General features: G+C 63.7%; 18 protein-coding genes. 3 read left to right on the top strand and 15 right to left on the bottom strand.

Annotated elements, in window-relative coordinates; genetic code table 11:
* Positions 1 to 49: 49 nt before the first annotated feature.
* Complete coding sequence (locus P3T23_RS13430; RefSeq protein ID WP_429316643.1) at positions 50 to 1741, bottom strand: acyl-CoA synthetase; 1692 nt, start codon at positions 1739 to 1741, stop codon at positions 50 to 52.
* A gap of 224 nt (positions 1742 to 1965) precedes the next feature.
* On the opposite strand from P3T23_RS13430, the gene P3T23_RS13425 reads away from it, so the two are divergent.
* Together P3T23_RS13425 and P3T23_RS13420 are read left to right on the top strand one after the other, a co-directional pair.
* On the top strand, positions 1966 to 2715 hold the full coding sequence (locus P3T23_RS13425; RefSeq protein ID WP_429316642.1) for a Crp/Fnr family transcriptional regulator: 750 nt from the start codon (positions 1966 to 1968) through the stop codon (positions 2713 to 2715).
* A 58-nt stretch (positions 2716 to 2773) separates the two neighbouring features.
* Positions 2774 to 4789, top strand: coding sequence for a VTT domain-containing protein (locus P3T23_RS13420; RefSeq protein ID WP_429316641.1), 2016 nt, complete (start codon positions 2774 to 2776; stop codon positions 4787 to 4789).
* An 87-nt stretch (positions 4790 to 4876) separates the two neighbouring features.
* On the opposite strand, the gene P3T23_RS13415 is transcribed toward P3T23_RS13420, so the two are convergent.
* The 5 genes from P3T23_RS13415 to P3T23_RS13395 form a co-directional block, all read right to left on the bottom strand.
* Positions 4877 to 5182, bottom strand: a complete 306-nt coding sequence (locus P3T23_RS13415) for a hypothetical protein (protein WP_429316640.1) — start codon at positions 5180 to 5182, stop codon at positions 4877 to 4879.
* A 278-nt stretch (positions 5183 to 5460) separates the two neighbouring features.
* On the bottom strand, positions 5461 to 5763 hold the full coding sequence (locus P3T23_RS13410) for a hypothetical protein (RefSeq protein WP_429316639.1): 303 nt from the start codon (positions 5761 to 5763) through the stop codon (positions 5461 to 5463).
* Between the two features lie 199 nt (positions 5764 to 5962).
* On the bottom strand, positions 5963 to 6214 hold the full coding sequence (locus P3T23_RS13405) for a hypothetical protein (RefSeq protein ID WP_429316638.1): 252 nt from the start codon (positions 6212 to 6214) through the stop codon (positions 5963 to 5965).
* A gap of 79 nt (positions 6215 to 6293) precedes the next feature.
* On the bottom strand, positions 6294 to 7451 hold the full coding sequence (locus tag P3T23_RS13400) for a patatin-like phospholipase family protein (RefSeq protein ID WP_429316637.1): 1158 nt from the start codon (positions 7449 to 7451) through the stop codon (positions 6294 to 6296).
* 517 nt (positions 7452 to 7968) lie between these two features.
* Positions 7969 to 10206: an NADP-dependent isocitrate dehydrogenase gene (locus tag P3T23_RS13395; RefSeq protein WP_429316636.1), complete on the bottom strand. Its 2238-nt coding sequence runs from the start codon at positions 10204 to 10206 to the stop codon at positions 7969 to 7971.
* 182 nt (positions 10207 to 10388) lie between these two features.
* On the opposite strand from P3T23_RS13395, the gene P3T23_RS13390 reads away from it, so the two are divergent.
* Complete coding sequence (locus tag P3T23_RS13390; protein ID WP_429316635.1) at positions 10389 to 11360, top strand: LysR family transcriptional regulator; 972 nt, start codon at positions 10389 to 10391, stop codon at positions 11358 to 11360.
* A 6-nt stretch (positions 11361 to 11366) separates the two neighbouring features.
* On the opposite strand, the gene P3T23_RS13385 is transcribed toward P3T23_RS13390, so the two are convergent.
* The 9 genes from P3T23_RS13385 to P3T23_RS13345 form a co-directional block, all read right to left on the bottom strand.
* Positions 11367 to 11771: a helix-turn-helix domain-containing protein gene (locus tag P3T23_RS13385; RefSeq protein WP_429316634.1), complete on the bottom strand. Its 405-nt coding sequence runs from the start codon at positions 11769 to 11771 to the stop codon at positions 11367 to 11369.
* Complete coding sequence (locus P3T23_RS13380) at positions 11768 to 12928, bottom strand: NAD(P)/FAD-dependent oxidoreductase (protein ID WP_429316633.1); 1161 nt, start codon at positions 12926 to 12928, stop codon at positions 11768 to 11770. The genes P3T23_RS13385 and P3T23_RS13380 overlap by 4 nt, the downstream gene beginning before the upstream one ends.
* On the bottom strand, positions 12925 to 14295 hold the full coding sequence (locus tag P3T23_RS13375) for an NAD(P)/FAD-dependent oxidoreductase (RefSeq protein ID WP_429316632.1): 1371 nt from the start codon (positions 14293 to 14295) through the stop codon (positions 12925 to 12927). The genes P3T23_RS13380 and P3T23_RS13375 overlap by 4 nt, the downstream gene beginning before the upstream one ends.
* Positions 14280 to 14591 (bottom strand): (2Fe-2S)-binding protein, encoded by a 312-nt coding sequence (locus P3T23_RS13370; RefSeq protein WP_429316631.1) that lies wholly within the window; start codon positions 14589 to 14591, stop codon positions 14280 to 14282. The genes P3T23_RS13375 and P3T23_RS13370 overlap by 16 nt, the downstream gene beginning before the upstream one ends.
* Positions 14588 to 16435 (bottom strand): ABC transporter ATP-binding protein, encoded by a 1848-nt coding sequence (locus tag P3T23_RS13365; protein WP_429316630.1) that lies wholly within the window; start codon positions 16433 to 16435, stop codon positions 14588 to 14590. The genes P3T23_RS13370 and P3T23_RS13365 overlap by 4 nt, the downstream gene beginning before the upstream one ends.
* Positions 16432 to 17382, bottom strand: a complete 951-nt coding sequence (locus P3T23_RS13360; RefSeq protein ID WP_429316629.1) for an ABC transporter permease — start codon at positions 17380 to 17382, stop codon at positions 16432 to 16434. The genes P3T23_RS13365 and P3T23_RS13360 overlap by 4 nt, the downstream gene beginning before the upstream one ends.
* Positions 17379 to 18335, bottom strand: a complete 957-nt coding sequence (locus P3T23_RS13355; RefSeq protein WP_429316628.1) for an ABC transporter permease — start codon at positions 18333 to 18335, stop codon at positions 17379 to 17381. The genes P3T23_RS13360 and P3T23_RS13355 overlap by 4 nt, the downstream gene beginning before the upstream one ends.
* Before the next feature lie 122 nt (positions 18336 to 18457).
* Entirely contained in the window at positions 18458 to 20074 is a 1617-nt protein-coding gene (locus tag P3T23_RS13350; protein WP_429316627.1) for an ABC transporter substrate-binding protein, read from the bottom strand.
* Positions 20075 to 20129: 55 nt separating this feature from the next.
* Positions 20130 to 21407 (bottom strand): NAD(P)/FAD-dependent oxidoreductase, encoded by a 1278-nt coding sequence (locus P3T23_RS13345; protein WP_429316626.1) that lies wholly within the window; start codon positions 21405 to 21407, stop codon positions 20130 to 20132.
* Between the last annotated feature and the right edge of the window lie 55 nt (positions 21408 to 21462).

Genomic DNA, 21462 nt, shown 5'->3' with positions numbered 1-21462 from the left:
GTTCGGGAACGCGGCGGCGGCCGTTGCGCGGCCGCCGCGCTCACACCGCTTAACTCTTCGCCTTGCGTGACGCCTGATCCTGCGCAGCATTCCCGCAATCGCCGGCAAGATCGATCGCGCTGCCGGAGCGCACCCGCGCGCGCAACTCGAACTTCTGGATCTTCCCGGTCGATGTCTTCGGCAACTCGCCGAAACACACCATCTTGGGCAGCTTGAAACCAGCCAGAAACAGCCGGCAATGGGCAATGATTTCTTCGGCAGTCACCTGCGCGCCGTCCCTCAGTTCGATGAAGGCGCACGGCACTTCGCCCCACTTCGGATCCGGCATCGCCACGACTGCCGCGACGGATACTGCCGGATGCCGGTACAGCGTGTCCTCCACTTCGATGCTGGAGATATTCTCGCCACCCGAGATAATGATGTCCTTGCTTCGATCCTTGATGCGGACGTAGTTATCCGGCATCAGCACACCGAGATCGCCCGTATGGAACCAGCCACCGCGAAACGCATCGCTGGTTGCCCGTTCATTCTTCAGGTAACCCTTCATACAGATGTTGCCGCGGAACATGATCTCGCCAAGCGTTTCGCCGTCGTTCGGCACCGGCTCAAGCGTATCGGGATCGAGCACCGCGACACCCGACTGCAGGTGATAACGGACACCCTGACGGGCATTCAGCCGGGCACGCTCGTCGTCGCCCAGTTCGTCCCAGCAGGCCTGTTTCGCGCATACGGCTGCGGGGCCGTAGACCTCGGTGAGCCCGTACACGTGCGTCAGGTCGAAGCCGATCTCCTTCATTTTGCCGATCACCGCAGGGGAAGGCGCGGCGCCCGCGACCATCGTGCGCACGACGTGGTCGATTCCTTCACGCCACTCGGCGGGTGCATTGGCAAGCGCGCTCTGCACGATCGGCGCACCGCAATAGTGGGTGACGCCTTCGCGGCGAATCAGCTCGAACACGTGCTTCGCGTCGAACTTTCGCAGGCATACATTGACGCCCGCCCGGGCCGCGACGGTCCATGCGAAGCACCAGCCGTTGCAGTGAAAGAGCGGCAACGTCCAGAGGTACACGGCATGCTTCGGCATGTCCCATTCGAGAATATTGCTGAGCGCATTCAGATACGCTCCTCGATGGTGATACACGACGCCCTTCGGGTCGCCCGTGGTGCCGGACGTATAGTTGAGCGCGATCGCCTCCCATTCGTCCGCTGGCGGCGTCCAGTGAAAGGCCGCGTCGCCCTTTGCGAGGAAGGCTTCGTAATCGGTTGCGCGAGCAAAGCGCTCGGGGTCGGCAGGCATCACGTCGCTCACGCTGATGATCGTGAGGTCCGGAAAATCAAGCGATGCCCGATGCGCGAGTTCAGCGTACTCGGTGTCGACGATCAGCACCTTCGCCTCGCCGTGCCGCAACATGAACAGCATCGACGAAACGTCGAGCCGCGTATTCAGCGCATTCAGCACCGCGCCGAGCATGGGCACGCCGAAATGCGCCTCGATCATCTGCGGGATGTTCGGCAGCAGGACGGCGACGGTGTCGCCACGCTGCACGCCCGCCTGACGCAGCGCGTCGGCCAGCTGCCGCACGCGGTCGTACGTTTCGCGCCAGGTTCGGCGTACGTCCCCATGGACGACCGCGAGACGCTCACCATAAACTTCTGCGGCACGGGCGATGAAATCGACCGGTGTCAATGACACGTGATTCGCCTCGCACTGCCCTAGCCCGTCCTCGAAAATATGCGGCATGACCTTGTCTCCGTTGATTTTGCGTACGCTCGTGTTTTTCGGGTATTTTATCTAGCGTAGCGACATCGCCGACGGCTGTCTGTCACCGCGATGACAGAGTCCCGTTGCTCCGCAGCATCCGGGGCTGTCCAGCGCCCGCGTTGCTGCTATCCCCGGCACTGCTCCTGCGCTACCCTCGCAGTGCCGCAGCATTGCTGCCTGCAGTTTGCACCGGTCCGATAACCATGAACGATACAGACAACCCGCCCGTCTCAACCTGCGACGCGCCGGATGTGCCCGAGGAATCCGGACAGTTCAGCGTGGCCGCGCTGTTTGCTTCATGCGCCTGGTTCCGCACACTGGCTGCCGGGCATCAGGAACTGGCGCTCGCGACTTCGCATGCGGAGTATCGCGAAAGCGGCGCGTGGGTGGCGCATCGCGGCGCGCCTTCCGACTACTGGATCGGGGTCCACTCCGGGCTTCTCAAACTGGCCGTCTACAATACGTCGGGACGCAGCTGCACGCTGTCCGGCGTGCCTCCGGGCGGCTGGTTCGGAGAAGGCAGCGTGATCAAGCGCGAACTCCGGAAATACGACGTCGTGGCCATCCAGCGCTCGCTTGTGATGTTCGTGCCTCTCGCGACGTTCCATGAGCTGCTGTCTACCAGCCTGCCCTTCACCGGCTTTGTCATTCACCAGCTCAACAACCGGATGGGCGAATTCATCGCGTCGATCCAGAACAGCCGCCTGCTCGATGTCGATGCAAGAGTGGCGCAGGCGCTCGCGCAACTCTTCAACCCGGATCTGTATCCCGAGACCGGCCGCGTCCTCGCGATCTCGCAGGAAGAGGTCGGGCTGCTGGCCGGCGTATCGCGGCAACGGATCAATCAGGCCTTGCAGGGCCTCGAGAAAGCCGGCCTGGTCCGGCTTTCGTACAATCAGATCGAAGTGCTCGATCTCGTCAAACTATCTGCCTATGGACGGGAGCAAATGTGACACGCGGCCGGATGCCTGACAGGCGCATGGTTGGCACGGCGCAGCTGCGGAGGCGCTGATGGAGCACGCCTATTTCAAACTGCTGCATCTTCTGGCCGCCAATCCGGGCTGGGCGTTCGTGGTCGTGTTTCTCGCGGCCTCCTTCGAATCCGTCGCGTTCATCGGCACGTTCGTTCCCGGCAGCACCGCGATGTTCCTGGCGGGCGCGCTGATCGGCGCGGGCGCACTGAATCTGGGGTGGGTCATGGTCTGCGCCATCGTCGGCGCGGTGGCGGGCGATGCCGCCAGCTACTGGTTCGGCGCCCGTTACAGGGCAACCATCACGCAGTTGTGGCCATTTCGCACCCATCCGGGCCTGCTCGTCACAGGGCAAAAGTATTTCGAAATGCATGGCGCCAAAAGCGTGGTGTTCGCCAGGTTCATTGCGCCGCTGCGAGCGATTATTCCCGTCGTAGCAGGGATGCTGGGCATGCGGCCCGCGCGCTTCCTCGCAGTCAATATCGCTTCGGCCCTGCTGTGGGCGCCGGTGCATATCCTTCCAGGCGTTGTGTTCGGCGCGTCGATCGAACTGGCCGGCGCGGTGTCTTTCCGACTTGCGGTCGTAGTCGCGATTATCGTTGCAGCGGGATGGATAACGTTCAAGCTGGCCCGCCTTGGCCTGTCTCATGCGAAAGCCTGGACCAACTCTTCAAGGCGGCGTGTGCTCAACTGGGCGCGCCGTAAGCCACGCTCACGGGCCCGCCGGCTCGTGCTGCGCTTTCTCAACCCAGCCAATCCCGTCACCGGACTCATCGTCACGATTTCCGTGCTGCTACTCGTGTCCGGCGCCGTGTTCTTTTCGACGCTGCGGGACGTGACGCAGGGCAATCCGGTCGTCCAGATGGACATGTCGGTTTACCGGTTCCTGCAGTCGTTTCATTCTTCGTGGGGCGACGCGCTGTTGTCGGTGGTCTCCATGCTCGGCAGCGTACCCACGCTGGCATCGCTGGTCGTTCTGGTCGTCGTCTGGATGGTGCTCGAGCGCCGCTGGCACACGGTCGCTTACTGGCTCATCGCCGTCGGGTTTTCCCAGCTGCTGGTTTTCTCGATCCAGGTTGCGCGCGAAGGCCCGCAACTGACAGCGTTCGGACCCGGCTTTCATACGTTTCCCAGCGACCATGTGGCCGCGACCGTGGTCATTTACGGCTTTCTCGCCTTTTTGCTTGTGCGGCGCGTAGGCCTCCTGACGGGCGTGCTGGTTGCAACCGCGACCGTCGCCATCGTAACCGGGGTGGCACTTGCCGGACTCTATAACGGGCGGTTTCTGTTTACCGACGCGGTGGGGGGCGCGGCCCTCGCGGCCGTCTGGGTCTTCGCCGTCGCGCTGACCGCGGTCTGGCGCTTTCCGTCGAAACCCGCCGGGCGTCCGCTCATGCCGATGGCGGTTCTGGTCGTGATCTGCGCGAGCGTCGCCGCGCAGCCGGGAACGAGGCGACGCGAACAACCTGCCGCCGTGGAGACGCCGTCAGCCATTGTCGTCACGCCCGCTCAATGGACCGATACGGTCTGGAAATTGTTCTCGTGCTATCGATCCAACATGGAGGGCGACCCGCGCGAACCGATCACCATCCAGTGGGCCGCGACTTCGACACAGATAACGGCAAAACTGCTGGCACGCGGCTGGACGAGAGGCGCGCCGCTTTCCACGCGCAGCGTGCTGTCGCTCGTGTCGCCGAACGTCGCGGCCATCGATCTTCCCGCGCTGCCGAAGCTGAACAACGGCGAACCTTCCACGCTCGTGTTTGCGCGCGCGTACGCTACCGCCGACCAACGCGATGTGCTTCGGCTCTGGCCCACGATGTACGCAGTCGAACAACCTGGCGGCCTGCCGCCGACACCCATCTGGCTCGGCTCGGTCGTACATGAACGGTTACGGCGTCCATCGTGGCCGTTCAACGTGCTACGTCCGGATGAACGGAACAATCCGATGATACTCGGGCACGGTAATACCATGCGTTGGCGCGACCTGCAGGTTGCACGCAACGAGAGCTGCCAGGGCGTGACGGTGACGCTCATCGCGTCGAAGGGGGAGTGATGCGCGGGCGTGACTGCGGGGTAGACCGTGTCGGGATGCGTCAGTCGCGGGCGTACTGACACACGAACTCCAGCGATTCGCCTGCGCTCAGTGCCTCTCGATGCGCCAGAGCAACGAGAACGTTATGCCATCCTCCGTCACGAAATCGGTGGATCGGCAGTTATCCGAAAGCGGATCGCAAAAGATGGTCAGAGACTGCTTGTCTGCGAACGTCATTTCCACCGTGGGGTTGCCGGGTGCGTGAGGCGTAACCGGGAGTATCCGGTAAGAAAACGCCACGGTCCTGGCTTCGGAATGCGTGCGGTCGCCTAGAATCACGAGCCTGCCCGTCGCGGACGGAGCAGGGTCGAAGCGCAACACGGCCGTGTCTCCCTCATGCGTGAGACCCATCATGGAAAATGCCTGATCAGTGTGGGCAGCGAACGCAGGCCAGCACGTCAGAAGCGCAAACAGGGCGCAAAACCATCTGCGGAACATGTCGTTTGCCTCGGAAAAGCGGAGGCGATCGTAGCATGAAAGCGCGCCCCGCACCTTTCAATAGCCTGATGATCTGCGCGTTATTCATGCGCTGAAAGCTCCCCTGACCCGGCACACCGAACAGCTCGGTGCCGCTACGGTCGAGCCGGGTTCAGATCGATTCGCTGCCGGGCATCTTTGGCACGGGCAAATGCTCAAAGCGAAGTGAGCACCCAGCCTTTATTCCGGTGTCCATCGACGGAATGCTCGAACCCTGAATCGAACTTCCATTCCCACGCAGGAGACGGCATCTGCTCGCCGCCACTCGCCTTGCACGCCTCGATCTGCTTCAGCGTCTGCTGCTTGTCTGCCAGAAAGCGCATGCCTCCGAACACGACATTGAACAACGGCACGGCGCTGTCCAGCATAAAGATCTTCACCACGCGTCCCTTCGCGACCTCGTGAGCGGTTGATCCTCCAACGGAGGTCGGGAACGTTACTTCAGCTACTTTCATCATTAACGGCTTCCTGAGACGCGCCCGGATTGTGGGCATAGGTGCAATCGCGACACCTGCATTTACGGCCTGCGCGCACATTACTGAAGGTGTGCGAGCGGGTGATCGGGTATTGATGGATGCACGATGCGTTTCGAGCGATTGTTCTGACGAAACGCTCCCGCTTTGCCTTTTTCAGGCAAGGCTCATGCGGGGCTATCTGCTATGCCGAATCGTGCCTCGCGCAGCAAAGGTCGATTCCGTCGATCGGGTCGAGTTCGCCCTGCTCGACCATGCGCGCGATGAAGACGAGCGCCTCTCCCTCTTCCTCGTTCAGGGAGGGCAGCCTGTGTGTCTGCCTCGCCGCATCGGGCAATGCGCCTGCCAACCCGGACCGGGCGGAACTCGCGGCCATTTCACCCGCAACAGGACTGCCGGCAGATTCCATTAGTCTTCGCTCGAGATGCTTTTCCATGAAAAGATTATCGACAGGCGGCCAGAATTCTTTAGAACAGCGGCGGCCAGCCTGCCGGGGAAAAGTCGCTCGAATAACGTCAGCCTGTCTGGGTACTCATCCGGTAGATCGAGATGCCTTCCATCGGGTCGGGCGCGTCGCGCCACGGTGACTGCTGCAGCACGCGTGCCGTGTCTTCATAACCCGTGGCCCAGCGGCGCCTGATTCCACTCGACGTAAAATCGATATCCTTGTTGAGGTCGTCGCCCTCGAATCTCGGCGCGTCGAGTTCCACCACCTGCATCGTTGTGCCACATCCCCAACCCAGCAGTTCCTTAACTTCGGCGGATTCGCGCTGTGCTTCCGGGATGTGCCGGCCGAGTTCCCGAATCACATGGCGCAGCCGATGAATCTGCCTCTGCCGTTCGAGATGGCTTTCCGCGCGGCTCGAATACTGGATGTCACGCTGCCGGCTCATCACCTGCCAGATCGACGCGGGTTCCGGCCCGCTAGCCGGCCACAATTGCACCGCGAAAATCACCGAGCTGCGGCGAGGATGATCGTCTAGAACCGCTTCGAGCGGCGTGTTGGAATAGATCCCGCCATCCCAGTACGGCTCATCGTCCAGTCGCACCGAAGGAAAGCCGGGCGGAAACGCCGCGGATGCCATGACGTGATCGACATCCATGGGGGCGTCCCGATTCGTGAAATAGCGCATACGTCCGCTGCGGACATTGACGGCGCCCACTGTCAACCGCGTATTTTTCTGATTCAGATAATCGAAATCGACAAGCGACGCCAACGTTTCGCGTAGCGGGTGGGTCGAATAGAACGCCGCCTGGTCGGCTCCGACAGGTGCGTGAAGGCCTGCCCACGACGCTGGCCTTGGCGCAAAAAATGACGGTATGCCTTGCGTCACGATTGCCAGATCGCGCATCCAGTTGTCGAAGCCCGGCAGCCAGCCCGCCGTCCCGCTATCGCGACGGGCGACGCCGTCCCAGAACTGGGACAGCCGCGCCAGCCGATCCTCCGGCCGGTTGCCCGTAATGATCGCGCCGTTTATCGCGCCGATCGATGTGCCTATGACCCAGTCGGGCTCGACCTTCGCATCGTGAAGCGCCTGGTAGACACCAGCCTGGTACGCACCCAGCGCTCCGCCGCCCTGAAAGACAAGTACGACCTGTCCGGGAATGTCAGGGCAGGCGGCTTGCTGATCAGGTGGCGGATCGTCACGCTCGCTACGCGTCTTCTTGCCCATTGCTCGACTCCCTTGTGGACACTTCAATTCCCGTGATTCTGCCACTGGCACGGGTCGATATGACGTGATCGCCGGACTGGCTGTCGCCGACCGCTCGCGACGGTTTTGTATGCGTATTTCCGGTCGGGGACGGTCGCTTGCCAGCGTGTGCAGCGCGTCGGCCGGGGCTTAATACTGCCTTATCCGGTGCCCATGCGCAAAAAAGCGCGCTGAACGGGGTGGCGTGGGATGGTGCATCCCCGGCGTGAAGATCTCCGGGCGGACGACCCTGACTGTTTCATATGACGTGAACCCGGTCGCCGTATAATCAGGATTACTGATTCTTTGGGCCGCGTGAATCAACCTACACTGCCCCGCAATTCATGCATCGGGCGATCTCCTCGTCAGAATCGACCACCTTGGCAATCAGAGATCTCGCGCCTTCTGTACAAACCACCCTTCCGGCTCACAACCGGAAGGGTGGCGTTCAGCGAATCAAGTACAACACGCTACGTCGACTGACCGTGCTGCCAGGTTCTTAACCGTGAACAACAGCCAGCGCCGCGTTCAGCGTCTTGCTCGGGCGCATCACAGTGTCCAGCTTCGCGAAGTCAGGCTTGTAGTAGCCGCCGATGTCTGCCGGGTTGCCCTGGACAGCCGACAGTTCTGCAACGATCGTCTGCTCGTTTTCGGTCAGCTGCCTGGCGAGCGGTGCGAACTGTGCGGCAAGCGCTGCATCGTCTTTCTGCGCCGCCAGTTCCTGGGCCCAGTACATCGCCAGATAGAACTGGCTGCCACGGTTGTCCAGCTGACCGGTCTTCGGCGACGGGCTCTTGTTGTTGTCCAGCAGCTTGCCCGTGGCGGCATCCAGCGTTTTGGCGAGAATCTTGGCCTTCGCGTTTTCAGTCTTGAGACCCAGCTCTTCCAGCGACACAGCAAGCGCCAGGAACTCACCCAGCGAATCCCAGCGCAGGTGGTTTTCTTCCACCAGTTGCTTGACGTGCTTCGGAGCCGAGCCGCCCGCGCCCGTTTCGTACATGCCACCGCCTGCCATCAACGGAACGATGGAGAGCATCTTCGCGCTGGTGCCCAGTTCCATGATCGGGAACAGGTCGGTCAGGTAGTCGCGCAGGATGTTGCCGGTGACCGAGATCGTATCCAGGCCGCGGATGACGCGCTCCAGCGTGTAACGCATGGCGCGCACCTGCGACATGATCTGGATGTCGAGGCCCGTGGTGTCGTAATCCTTCAGGTAGGTCTCGACCTTTTTGATCAGCTCGGCTTCGTGCGGACGGTACGGGTCCAGCCAGAAGACGGCCGGCATACCCGAGTTGCGGGCACGCGTGACGGCCAGCTTGACCCAGTCGCGGATCGGCGCGTCCTTGACCTGGCACATGCGCCAGATGTCGCCTTCTTCAACGTTCTGCACCAGCAGCACTTCGCCGGTGGCGAGGTCGACGATGCGGGCTTCGCCTGCTTCCGGCACTTCAAAGGTCTTGTCGTGCGAGCCGTATTCCTCAGCCTTCTGCGCCATCAGGCCGACGTTCGGCACGGTGCCCATCGTGACCGGATCGAAGTTGCCGTTGGTCTTGCAGAAGTTGATGATTTCCTGATAGATACGGGCGAACGTGCTCTCCGGGATCACCGCCTTGGTGTCCTTCGGACGGCCGTCCGCGCCCCACATCTTGCCGCCGATGCGGATCATTGCCGGCATCGACGCGTCCACGATCACGTCGTTCGGGGCGTGCAGGTTGGAGATGCCCTTGGCCGAGTCCACCATCGCCAGTTCGGGGCGATGTTCGTGGCAGGCGTGCAGGTCGCGGATGATTTCTTCGCGCTTCGAGCTCGGCAGCGTTTCGAGTTTTTCGTACAGGTTGACGAGGCCGTTGTTGACATTCACGCCCAGTTCATCGAACAGCTTGCCGTGCTTCGCGAAGGCTTCCTTGTAGAAGATCTTGACCGCGTGGCCGAACACGATGGGGTGCGAGACCTTCATCATCGTGGCCTTCACGTGCAGCGACAGCATCACGCCGGTCTTGCGGGCGTCTTCCATCTGTTCTTCGTAGAAGTCGCACAGCGCCTTCTTGCTCATGAACATGCTGTCGATGATTTCGCCGTCCAGCAGCGCAACCTTCGGTTTCAGCACGATGGTCTTGCCGCTTTTCGTGACCAGTTCCATCTTCACGTCACGGGCGCGGTCCAGCGTCATGGACTTTTCGCCGTGATAGAAGTCGCCGTGCTTCATGTGAGCGACGTGCGTGCGCGAAGCCATGCTCCACTCGCCCATGCTGTGCGGGTTCTTGCGGGCGTAGTTCTTGACTGCTGCCGGTGCGCGGCGGTCCGAGTTGCCTTCGCGCAGCACCGGGTTCACGGCGCTGCCGAGGCACTTCGAATAGCGCTGGCGGATGGCCTGCTCGGCGTCGGTCTTCGGGTCTTCCGGGAAATCCGGCACCTTGTAGCCCTTGGCCTGGAGTTCCTTGATCGCGCTCACCAGCTGGTGCACGGACGCACTGATATTGGGCAGCTTGATGATGTTGGTGTCGGGCAGGTGGGTCAGACGGCCGAGTTCGGCCAGGTTGTCCGGCACCCGTTGTTCTTCGGTCAGGAATTCGGGGAACTCGCCCAGGATACGGCCCGCCACCGAAATGTCGCTGGTGGTGACGTCGATGCCGGCCGGCGCGGTGAAGGTGCGGATGATGGGCAGGAAGGCACTCGTGGCCAGCAGCGGGGCTTCGTCGGTCAGCGTGTAAATGATGGTAGGTTTCTGGCTGCTCATTGCTCGTCTCAAGATCAGAAAACAGGGTGGTGAACGCCACCGGCTGCGTCACAGACCGGCAGTAATACCGAATTTTGCCTGATTTTGAGTTCTGGCGGGCTGAACCAGACCAGTTTGCCGTCATGCAATGCAATCGCAAAACGCAAATTCCCGAATGACTGGATCCGGCATAACATCGCGTTATGCCAAATCTGCGCCGAAAATTACCCAGTGCGAACGCGTTGTTCGTTTTCGAAGCGGCTGCCCGCTGCGGAAATTTCACGCATGCCGCACGCGAGTTGTACGTCAGTCAACCTGCCGTGAGCCGGATGCTCGCGCGCATGGAAGACCACCTGGGCGTCCGGCTGTTCGAACGCGTGCGCGGCGGCATCGAACTGACCGAGAACGGCAGCATCCTCTATCGCAAGATTTCCGAGGGGTTTGCCGGCATAGAGAGCGCGATCGCCGAGATCGAAGCACGTGAGACCGGCGTGGAAAGCGTGACGCTTTCGGTGTCCACGGCGTTCACGACCCACTGGCTGATGCCGCGCATGGACCGTCTCAATCGCGCATTTCCGAACCTCGATCTGCGGTTTCAGCTGATTTCCGGCCGCATCGGCGGCCCGCTGATCGATGTCGATCTTGGCATGCGGTTTCTTGCGGAGGACGAGATCGACGACACCGCCGCGCTCGTCATGCCCGAGGTGCTGCTGCCGGTGTGCAGCCGCAGGTATTGCGAGCAGGCTGAGCAGAACCGCCACAACGGCGAGAGCGATACGTTCATCGTGATGGACGATGACGAACGCGGCTGGCAGGACCGCTTCAGGACGTTTCCGGACAAGCGGCGGCGCAACGCCGCCACGCTGCGACTGAACGACTATGCGATCGTCGTTCAGGCAGCGCTGCTCGGGCAAGGGATAGGGCTAGGCTGGCTCAACGTGGTCGCGCACTGGATCACCGAAGGCGTACTGCTGCCGGCAACCGAAGAGATTGTCGTCACGAGCCGCCGCTGCTGTCTCGTCGCGCCCCCGAACAAGCCGATGCGGCCGGTGGTGGCGCGTCTGCGCGACTGGATCATCGACGAAACGCGCGGGGACATCCGCGAAGTGGATCGGGCATGCCCCGCGCTCGGCATTCGCGAGGCGCTCAAACGCGCCGGACTCCCGCTCGGCTGACCCGCTTCACGACATCGTCGCTCCCGATGCGTTCGCGTCCGCCGTCATTGGCTGCCGAACGGCCGGTGCGCCTCGCATGATTTTGCGCGCCGCTGCACGCTCGACGAACATGCTGGGCGTCATGCCGCAACACCGCTTGAAATGCCGACCGAAATGGCTCTGGTCGAAGAAGCCCACCTCGGTCGCCACCGCCGATCCTGGCACGCCCGCAAGAAGCAGCGACTGCGCATGCTGGATGCGCAGTCTGCACAGGTAACGATACGGTGAAGAACCGAATCGCTGCCTGAATGCAGTCGCGAAGCGCGACACGCTCAGCGCCGACAGCGCCGCCAGTTGTGCGAGCGTGACGGGCTCGTTGAAATGCGCTTCGATGAACGCCCGTGCTTCTTCGAGTGGTTCGGAGTGTTTCATGACGTGCCACATTCGGAAGGAACCGCGGGTTGGGCTGCAAAGCGTGAAATCGAAAAGGTCTCGAGCGGAATCGACGTGCTGCCCGTATCGACGAGTTCCGCAAGCGTCTCGCCGACACCTGGGCCGATCTGGAAGCCCGACCCGCTAAAGCCGAATGCATAGAAAAGTCCCGGCTGCTTCGAGCTTGGCCCGATGACCGGCTCGCTGTCGGGGAGATAGCTTTCCACGCCGCTCCACACACGAATGACATGAAGCGGCGCGAGCGCCGGCACCAGTCTGCGGAACTGCGCAAGCTGCCGCACCGTGTTGAGCGGCAACACCGACGCGCGCTGCGTGTCGGCATCCGCCGGCCCGGCAGGACCGCCGCCGAGAACGATGTTGCCGCGCGGAATCTGGCGGAAATAAACACTCTCTTCCTTGATGGACGTATAGACACCCATCGACGAGCGGAACACATACGGCACGGGTTCGGTCACGGCCATCTGCGGACCGCGCGCGGCAAGCGGCACAGGTTCGCCGAACTGCGCACTCAACCGGTCCGCCCACGCGCCAGCGCAGATCACCAGCTGCGCTGCCCGATAGACGACGCCATCCGCGCTCTCGACCCGGAAACCACCGCCCTCCTTCTCGACTCGCACGATCTCCACGTTCTCGAGCACCTGTGCCCCCATCCTCGCCGCTGCACGCCCGAAAGCTGGCGCGGCAAGGCGAGGATTCGCGTGACCATCGAGTGGAGAGATCGATGCGGCCAATACCTCCCGCCCAAGAAACGGAAAGCGGCGAAACACCGCTTCGCCCTGCAATACTTCCAGTTCGAGGTCGAAGGCGCGTGCCTCTTTGGCATAGGTCTCGAAGTACGCGGCGTCGTGCGGGTGATAGCACACTCGCGTATGCCCGGACGGCAGAAACTCGATATCCTCTCCCAGCCATTCGGCCGCCTGCCGCCAGGTGGCGAGCGCGCGATTCGCCATCGCCAGTTGAGAAAGCGCGCGCCCTTGACGACGGATGCCGCCGAAGTTCACCCCGCTCGCCTGCTGGCCCGTCTGGCCACGCTCGAGAAGCAGCACCGAGCGCCCGCGGCGGCTCAGAAAAAATGCCGTGGTGGCGCCCATGATGCCGCCGCCGATCACGATCACATCCGCTTCGCTCGCAGTCATTCGCAGGTGTCCTCGACAAGCGCCATCGGCAACGGTTTGACGGGCGCCTGGCCGCGCAGCCGGCCTACGGCGGAAAGCGGCACGCACGCCGCGGCCGCGATGATCTCGGCGCCGGCGTGCCCGCAATAGCGCCCCTGGCAGCGTCCCATGCCGACCCGCGAAAATGCCTTGGCGCGGTTGGCTTCGCGCGCACCGGCTTCACGCACGACACGGCGCAATTCGCCTGCCGTGATGGCTTCGCAACGGCAGACGAGCGTGTCGTCCGGCACGGCGGCCGCCAGTTCCGCCGGCCACGGAAACGCGGTGCGCAAGCCAGCGGCAAAGCGCGTGAAGCGCTGCAGTTCCGCGCGTAGCGTATCGATACCCTCGACGGCCATGCCCGCGTCGCGCATCGCCGCAAGCGCGGCAAGGCGTCCGGAACGCTCAGCCGCATCGGCGCCGCGCACGCGCGCGCCGTCCCCCGCGAGATAGACGCCCTTGACGCTGCTTCGTCCGTCTTCGTCGGTGTGTGGCAGCCATTGCTGCGAGGCTTCGTCGAAGTGGAACTCGCACCCGGCCAGGTCGGCGAGCTGGGTCTCCGGGCGCAGGTGATAACCGAGTGCTACGGCGTCGCACGCACGCTCGAACAACGCGCCGTCCTGCAGCTTCACCGCGACGCCGGTCACGCCATCCTGAGACGTTCCCTTGATCTCAACGGGCCGCACGCCTCGATGGACCGGCACCTTCGCTCGCCGCAGCACGCGCATCAGCGCGAGTCCCTTCCAGAGCGCCGCGGGAATCGACAGCAGCGCGGGCAACGCGCGCAGCCGCTGCAGCGCGGTCGACGTATCCAGCACGGCGCACACCTGCGCACCGGCCTTCACGTATTGCGCGGCCACGAGATACAGCAAAGGGCCGGTGCCCATCATCACCGTGCGCGCACCCACCGCGCACCCTTGCGACTTCAGCGCGACCTGCGCGCCGCCGAGCGTGTAAGTCCCCGCGTGTTGCCAGCCCTTCACCGGCATCAGCCGGTCGGTCGCCCCGCTACAGACGATGAGCGCATCGAACTTCAGCGCGTGATAGCGCGTGCCGCTGACAAGATGCACCATGCCGGGCGAGATATTCCAGACGAGCGTTTCCGGCAGATAGTCGATACGAGACCTGAGCGCGTCGAACGTCGCGTGAACGGATGCGGCACGGGCGGCCTCGGTTCCGTACAGCGCGTCGTAGGTGCGCGAAAAGCCCTCCGGCTGCCGGCGATAGATCTGGCCACCGTCGCGCCGCCCTTCGTCGATGACGATGGGCCTGAGCCCCGCTCCTGCGAGCGCCTGCGCGGCGCGCACGCCGGCCGGACCGGCGCCGATCACGATTACCCGCGCGGCCATATGCCCTCTCCTTCGGTGAGCCGCGTCACGATCGACATGCCGGGCGCAGCCGGTGTGCTGCATGCACGCAGCCGCTCGCCGCCGGTGGTCCACACCCAGCAATCCTGACAGGAACCCATCAAACAGAAGCCGGCGCGCCGTCCGTCGCCGAATTCGGAATCGCGCAACGCGGACACCGTGGTCAGCAGCGCAACCATCAGCGTGTCGCCTTCGGCGGCCTCGCACACCACGCCATCGATGGTCACCGGAAAGGTCTTGCGCCCGGTTTCCGCCACTCGAACGAATCGTGCGTTCATGCGGGAATCACCTCCAGACGCTGCAGACGGTCAAGCTCCTCGCTCGAATGGTGACAAAGGATCTCGGCGCCCGACTCGAGCCGCCTGAGCGACGGCGCCGTGGCGTTGCATTTTCCTTCGATGCGCACCGGACAACGCGCGCGGAAGCTGCACAGTTCCGGGCTGTCGTCGCTGGCACTGAGGGGCGGCAAAGCAGCGCTGCTGACGCTGCAGCGCGCGTCGAGCCAGCCGGGCCTGAGCGCCGGCACTGAATTGACCAGTAGACCGGTGTAAGGGTGATACGGCGGCGCGGCCAGCACATCGCGCTGCCCGGCCTCGACGCGATGCCCGGCGTACAGCACGATTACATCGTCGCAGATGGCGCGCACCGTGGAGATATCGTGGCTGATGAACATATATGACACGCCGAGTTCGCGGCGCAGTTCGCCCAGCAGGTCGAGAATCGCTGCACCTACCACCGTATCGAGCGCTGAGGTCACCTCATCGCAGAGAATCAGCGCGGGTTCCGCTGCCAGCGCCCGCGCGAAGTTGACCCGTTGCTTCTGGCCGCCCGACAGACCCGCCGGATTACGTTCAGCGATCGAAGCTGGCAGCTTCACCAGATCGAGCAGTTCCAGCATCCGCTTTCTGGCTGCCGCCCCGCGCAGACGGTGATAAAACGCCAGCGGCCGGCCAAGGATGTCTGCAATCGTGTGACTGGGGTTCAGCGCGGTGTCGGCATTCTGGAACACGATCTGGATCTGCCGGTACTGCTCGTGCGTGCGCTGCGAAAGCTCCGCGGGCAGCGGTTCGCCGTTGAACAGCACCTCGCCTCTGGCGCGCCCGAGCAGCCCTGCAATCACGCGCGCGAGCGTGGTCTTGCCCGATCCCGACTCGCCGATCACACCCAGCGTGCTGCCGCGAGGTATCGACAGGCTCACGTCATCCAGGATGCGTGCGGCCGGCAGGCCGGTAGTCCGGTCGATCCGGCCATAGCCCGCCGACAGGCCGCGGATTTCGAGCAGCGGAGGCACAGCAGCGCTGGTGGCCGGGCGTGCATCGGCCGGCGCGTCGGGATGGCGCGACGCAGCAAGCAGCTGGCGCGTGTACGCATCGACGGGCGCATCGAGCACCTGCGCGATTTCGCCGTTCTCTTTCACGAGCCCGCCGTTCAGCACGACGACACGGTCCGCCATCTGCGCCACGACGGCGAGATCGTGCGACACATACACCGCTGTCGTGCCCAGCTCGCGTATGACACGCTTGAACGCGGCCAGCACTTCGATCTGGGTCGTGACGTCGAGCGCGGTGGTCGGCTCATCGAATACGACGACCGCCGGGTCCGTGATGAGCGCCATGGCGGCCATCAGCCGTTGCAGCTGACCGCCCGAGACCTGATGCGGGTAGCGCTCGCCGATCGTTTCAGGGGTCGGCAGCGCGAGCGAACGGAACAGGGCGATTGCCTTCTTGCATGCCACATCGCGCGTCATCAGCCGATGCAGCAGCGCGGGCTCGATGACCTGGTCCATGATGGTTCGCGCGGGATTGAAGGCCGCCGACGCGCTCTGTGCGACATAGGCGACTTTCCGTGCGCGCAACGCCCGGCGGCCGGCCTGATCCAGCGACAGCACATCGACCTCGCCGATCCGCACGCTGCCGCCGCTGATCGAGCAGCCTGCGCGGGCGTAGCCCAGCAGCGACAGCGCGATCGTCGTCTTGCCCGAGCCCGACTCGCCGATCAGCGCCAGCACCTCGCCCTTCTTCACCGAGAAATCGACGCCCTTGACGATTTCAACGACCGGGTCGGGTGCCGCGCCCGCGACGACGCGCAGACCTCGTACTTCGATCATGTTGCCGGCATTCATTGCGCGCCTCCCTGTCCGCGACCGTGGCGACGGCGCAGATTGTCGATCAGCAGATTCACCCCGATGGTCAGCGACGCGATCGCCACCGCGGGCATCAGCACCGCAGGCGCGCCTTCCGACAGGCCACCGATGTTTTCCCGCACGAGCGAGCCCCAGTCCGCGTTCGGCGGCTGCACGCCCAGACCCAGAAAGCTCAGACCGCTCAGCAACAGCACGATAAAAACGAAGCGCAGGCCGAAGTCGGCCAGCATCGGATGGATCATGTTCGGCAGCAGTTCTACGCGCGCGATGTAAGGCAGCCGTTCGCCGCGCGCCCGCGCGACCTGCACGTACTCCAGCGTCATCAGGTTCACCGCGAGCGAGCGCGAAATGCGGAACGCGCCGGGAATGTAGGCCAGCGCGGCAACCCCCATGAGCATCGGAATCGACGATCCGAACGCGGCAATCACGACGAGCGCGAGCACTTTGCTCGGGATGGAGATGAGCGCGTCGAACAACCGGCTCAACACCTCGTCGATCCAGCGGTTCGACACCGCGGCGAGCAGCCCGAAGCAGGTTCCGATGAGGCTGGCCAATACCGCCGCGGCCAGCGCCAGGCCGACCGTGTAGCGCGTGCCGTAGAGAATCCGGCTCAGCATGTCGCGGCCGAGATAGTCGGTGCCGAGCAGATGCGCCACGCTATAGGTGCCGAAGATCTCCGTCGAGGTCAGCGCACCACCCTTGTACGGCGCGACAAGCGGTCCGATGAACGCCACCGCGAGCCAGAACACGACGATCACGAGGCCGATCAGTCCGAGCACCGAGAGACGTCGCGCCAGCCGTCGCAACAGCCGGGGCGCGGCCGTCGCGGCTTCGGTTGCGGGCGGTTCGTCGAAGGGGTCGTCGCGGGACACGTCGTAGATCTCCGTGCCGGCGTGAGGAAGATGGGGATTGACTGGACGGTTCATCGTTGACGCAGCCTCGGGTTAGACACGATTTGACACAGGTCCGCGATCAGCACGAGCGCGAGATACGCCGCGCAGAAGACCATCACGCACCCCTGAACGAGCGGCATGTCGCGGTTCGTGACCGCATCCACCATCAGGCTGGCAAGGCCGGGATAGTTGAAGATCGACTCGACGATCACCACCCCGCCAAACAGATAGGACAGGCTCAGCGCGACCGCATTGGCGATCGGGCCGATCGTGTTCGGCACGACGTGCCGCAACACGACGCGGGTGGGCGTTGCGCCCTTCAGCACGGCCATCTCGACGTACGACGAATTGAGCTGATCGAGCACGGCAGCGCGCGTCATGCGGGCCATCTGCGCCACGATCACGCAGCACAGCGTCATCACAGGCATCGCATAGATGCGCAGCAGTCCGCCGAACGACGATACTTCCGACAGATAGGAGAGCGCCGGCAGCCAGCGCAGCTTCACGGCGAACACCAGCACCGCGATGGTGGCAATCAGAAACTCCGGCACAGCGACCGCCGAAAGCGTGATCACGTTGAGCGCACGATCGAGCAGCGAGCCGCGGAACATCGCCGACAGGATCCCGATGGCGAGCGCGACCGGAACCGACACCAGTGTCGTCAGACCGGCAAGCACGAGCGAGTTCGGCAGACGCGTCGCGATCAGCTGGCTGACCGGCATGCTGTTCGACAGCGATATGCCGAAGTCGCCTCGCACGATATGCAGAAGCCATTCGACGTAGCGTTGCAGCGCGGGCTGATCGAGCCCGAACTGATGGCGCAGTGCCGCGACGGCTTCGGGTGTGGCGGCCTGGCCGAGCGCCTCCTGGGCGGCGTCGCCCGGCAACAGGCCGGTAATGGCGAACACCACCGCCGACACCAGCAGCAACGTGAGTAGCGCGAGGCCGAGCCGCGCGGCAATGAGTCGTTGCGCGTATGCTTTCATCGAAATTGCCTCCTGGGGTAAAGCCGCACGCTCATGGAATGCCAGCGTGCGCGTTGCTGCTGATCGACCGTGAGCCGTTTGCCGGCCTGGGGTTCATTCAGGCTCCTGCAACGGCCAGCAGGTCAGGCTTCGAGCCAGACGTTCTCCGCAAACGTGAAGCCCATCAGGCCGGCCAGCGGAATCGAGCCAAGGCCCTGCAGTTTCGTCGTGTGCGCATCGAGCGAGCTCAGGAACATCGGAATGCCGATCCCGCCCGTTTCGTGCACGAGAACCTGCATGTCGCCGTAGATCTTCTTGCGCTTCGCATCGTCCGGTTCGCCACGGGCGGCAACCAGCATCTGGTCGAACTTCGGACTCTTCCAGTTTGCTTCATTCCACGGGGCATCGGACTTGAAAAACTGGGTGAACAGCACATCCGCGCTCGGACGCGCATTTACCGCGCCGTAGCCAAGCGGATGCTTCATCCAGTGATTCGACCAGTAACCGTCGGCCGGCACGCGCGTGACCTGCAGGTTCAGGCCCGCCTGCGGCGCAGCCTGTTGCAGCAGCATCGCCATTTCGACGGAGCCGTCCGCTGCCGGCGACGCAAAGATCTGCACGGGCGCGCTGCCCACCTTCGCCTTCTGGAAGTAGAACTTCGCCTTGTCCGCATCGAACGTGCGTTGCGGCAGACCTGCGAGGTAGTACTTGTTGGTCGGATCGATCGGCTGGTCATTGCCGATCGCGCCGTACCCCTGGAACACCGCGCGGCGCATCTGCTCGCGGTCCTGCAGGTACATCATGCCCATGCGGAAATCCGGGTTGGCGGTAATGCCGCCTTCGTCGCGCACGATGAGGTCCGTGTATTGACCCGTCTTCGTTTCCAGCACGGTGAAGCCGCTGGTGCCTTTGATACGGCCCGTCGAGCGCGGACTCACGGCATTGATGAGCTGGACGTCGCCGGACAGCAGCGCATTGACGCGCGCCGATTCGTCGCCGATGCCGATCAGTTCGATTTCGTCGAGGTGCGGCAGACCCGGCTTCCAGTATTTCTCGTTCTTCACGCCGACCGTATGAACGCCGGGTGAGAACTCCTTGACCTTGAACGGACCCGTGCCCACTGCCGTCTTGAAGTCCTTCGTGCCGTCCTTGATGATCAGGAAGTGCGAGGTGGCGAGAATCACCGGCAGGTCGGCGTTCGGACCCTCGAGCGTGATCGTGACTTCGTTCGGGCCGCTCGCCTTGACTTCCTTGATCTGGTCGGCGAGCGTCTTCGCTTTCGAGGCCGTCGCGGGATCCTTGTGGCGCATGATCGAGTAGACGACGTCGGCGGGCGCGAGCGACTTGCCGTCGTGGAACTGCACGCCCGGGCGCAGCTTCACCACCCACACCACCGCGTCCTTCGTTTCGAGCGATTCAGCCAGCGCCATCTTCGCGCCGAGATGCGAATCGAGTTCGGTCAGACCGTTGTAGAACATGTTGCAGCGGACGTAGTCCGTGCCCAGCGCGCCTTTTGCCGGATCGACCGTATCGGCGGCCGAAGCGGACTGCATCGCCACCCGGATCTTGCCGCCCTGCTTCGGCTTCGCCTGCGCGAAGGCCGCGCCGCTCGCGGCGAAGAGACCCGCGCCCGTCATCGACATCATGCCGGCGGCCGTCAACGCGCGCAGCACGTCGCGTCGCGACGCGCCTTTCTTCGTCAGGCGCTCCAGTTCGAAACCGGGCTCTACAGCAGCAAATTGCGAGTCTTCCTTTTTCATCGAACTTCTCCGCGAGTGTAAGCAGGGATGGCTGTGCGCCAATCCATCGTTGGAATCAGTAAAAAACGTCTTTGATGCGGTAGTACGTGCCCACGATGGGAAGAAACCAGGGCTTGCCGGTGTGTCCCGGTATCGCCGGCCATTTGAGATCGCGCCATGGATTGGCGTCTTCGCGGCCTTCGATCACGTCGGCCATCACCTGCCCCATGTGGGTCGACATCTGCGTCCCGTGGCCGCTGTAGCCCATCGAAAAATAGATGCCTTCGTGCTGGCCGGCGCGTGGCAGCCGGTCGGCCGTCATGTCGACGAGCCCGCCCCAGCAATAGTCGATGCGCGCCGACGCGAGCGGCGGGAACAATGCAACCAGCCCTTCCTGCAGGATGCGTCCGCTCTTCGCGTCGGACGGCTGCTCCGACGCCGTGAAGCGCGCCCGGCCGCCGAACAGCAGGCGCGCATCCGGCGTCACGCGAAAGTAGTTGTGCATCAGACGCGTGGTCGTGTACGCGCGCCGGTTGGGAAACATGCGTGCGAGCAACGCCGCATCGAGCGGCTCGGTGACGACGATGAACGAGCCGACGGGCGCGAGCCGCCGGCGAAACCAGCCGAACGGTCCATGCCGCGACGGGCCGGTTGCGACGAACACCTGTTTCGCCTGCAACTCGCCGCGCGCCGAAACGATGCGGTAACCGCCATGGCCGTTCCTGACGATCGCGGACACCGCCGCATGCTCGTAAAGTCTCGCGCCTTTGCGTGCGGCCGCTTCGGCGAGGCCAACTGCGAACCTGCCCATGTGCATCTGGCCGCCATGCCGTTGCAGCAGACCGCCGTGGAAGCTGTCGGACTGCACTTCGTCGCGAATGCGCTCGGGACCGATGAGGTCGATATCCGGATCGACTTCACGGCGAATCAACTCGGCGGTTTTCGCAAGGTGGTCGAAGTGATGCGGCTTCGACGCGAGTTTCAGCTTTCCCGACGCCAGATAGTTGCAATCGATGCCCTCTTCGCGAATCAGCCGCTCGACGGTATCGACCGCCGCCGCATACGCGAGATAACAGCCTCGCGCACGTTCCAGTCCCAGTTGCCCGACGAGCGCCGCGAAATCCTGTGCGACGCCGGTATTGACCTGTCCGCCGTTGCGGCCGGACGCGCCGCCGCCGATCCGTCCGGCATCGAGCACCGTCACGGAGGCGCCCCGGCTGGCCAGTGCCTGCGCCGCCGACAGGCCTGTGAAGCCGCCGCCGATCACGGCGACGTCGGTCTGGCCGTCGACCGGACCCTCACTCGCCGACAGCAAGGGCGGTGCGGTATCGAGCCAGTAGGAATCGAGCTTCATCCGGTGCGTCCTGAAAGTGGGCGATGACGTATCCAGGGCCGCCGCCTGCGGCGAC

Origin of the sequence: Paraburkholderia sp. GAS448, assembly GCF_050435685.1 — a bacterium.
In the GTDB taxonomy this organism is placed as follows: Bacteria; Pseudomonadota; Gammaproteobacteria; order Burkholderiales; family Burkholderiaceae; genus Paraburkholderia.
Note: the sequence above shows the minus strand (reverse complement) of the source record. Positions and strands in the feature narration are given on the sequence as shown.

Bases quoted from the DNA above. Each gene is read 5' to 3' on its own strand.
- P3T23_RS13400 (WP_429316637.1), bottom strand. From the start codon at position 7,451: ATGGGCAAGAAGACGCGTAGCGAGCGTGACGATCCGCCACCTGATCAG.
- P3T23_RS13370 (WP_429316631.1), bottom strand. From the start codon at position 14,591: ATGAACGCACGATTCGTTCGAGTGGCGGAAACCGGGCGCAAGACCTTT.
- P3T23_RS13355 (WP_429316628.1), bottom strand. From the start codon at position 18,335: ATGAAAGCATACGCGCAACGACTCATTGCCGCGCGGCTCGGCCTCGCG.
- P3T23_RS13375 (WP_429316632.1), bottom strand. From the start codon at position 14,295: ATGGCCGCGCGGGTAATCGTGATCGGCGCCGGTCCGGCCGGCGTGCGC.
- P3T23_RS13390 (WP_429316635.1), top strand. From the start codon at position 10,389: ATGCCAAATCTGCGCCGAAAATTACCCAGTGCGAACGCGTTGTTCGTT.
- P3T23_RS13365 (WP_429316630.1), bottom strand. From the start codon at position 16,435: ATGAATGCCGGCAACATGATCGAAGTACGAGGTCTGCGCGTCGTCGCG.
- P3T23_RS13395 (WP_429316636.1), bottom strand. From the start codon at position 10,206: ATGAGCAGCCAGAAACCTACCATCATTTACACGCTGACCGACGAAGCC.
- P3T23_RS13405 (WP_429316638.1), bottom strand. From the start codon at position 6,214: ATGGAAAAGCATCTCGAGCGAAGACTAATGGAATCTGCCGGCAGTCCT.
- P3T23_RS13430 (WP_429316643.1), bottom strand. From the start codon at position 1,741: ATGCCGCATATTTTCGAGGACGGGCTAGGGCAGTGCGAGGCGAATCAC.
- P3T23_RS13420 (WP_429316641.1), top strand. From the start codon at position 2,774: ATGGAGCACGCCTATTTCAAACTGCTGCATCTTCTGGCCGCCAATCCG.
- P3T23_RS13350 (WP_429316627.1), bottom strand. From the start codon at position 20,074: ATGAAAAAGGAAGACTCGCAATTTGCTGCTGTAGAGCCCGGTTTCGAA.
- P3T23_RS13385 (WP_429316634.1), bottom strand. From the start codon at position 11,771: ATGAAACACTCCGAACCACTCGAAGAAGCACGGGCGTTCATCGAAGCG.
- P3T23_RS13380 (WP_429316633.1), bottom strand. From the start codon at position 12,928: ATGACTGCGAGCGAAGCGGATGTGATCGTGATCGGCGGCGGCATCATG.
- P3T23_RS13410 (WP_429316639.1), bottom strand. From the start codon at position 5,763: ATGATGAAAGTAGCTGAAGTAACGTTCCCGACCTCCGTTGGAGGATCA.
- P3T23_RS13360 (WP_429316629.1), bottom strand. From the start codon at position 17,382: ATGAACCGTCCAGTCAATCCCCATCTTCCTCACGCCGGCACGGAGATC.
- P3T23_RS13345 (WP_429316626.1), bottom strand. From the start codon at position 21,407: ATGAAGCTCGATTCCTACTGGCTCGATACCGCACCGCCCTTGCTGTCG.
- P3T23_RS13415 (WP_429316640.1), bottom strand. From the start codon at position 5,182: ATGATGGGTCTCACGCATGAGGGAGACACGGCCGTGTTGCGCTTCGAC.
- P3T23_RS13425 (WP_429316642.1), top strand. From the start codon at position 1,966: ATGAACGATACAGACAACCCGCCCGTCTCAACCTGCGACGCGCCGGAT.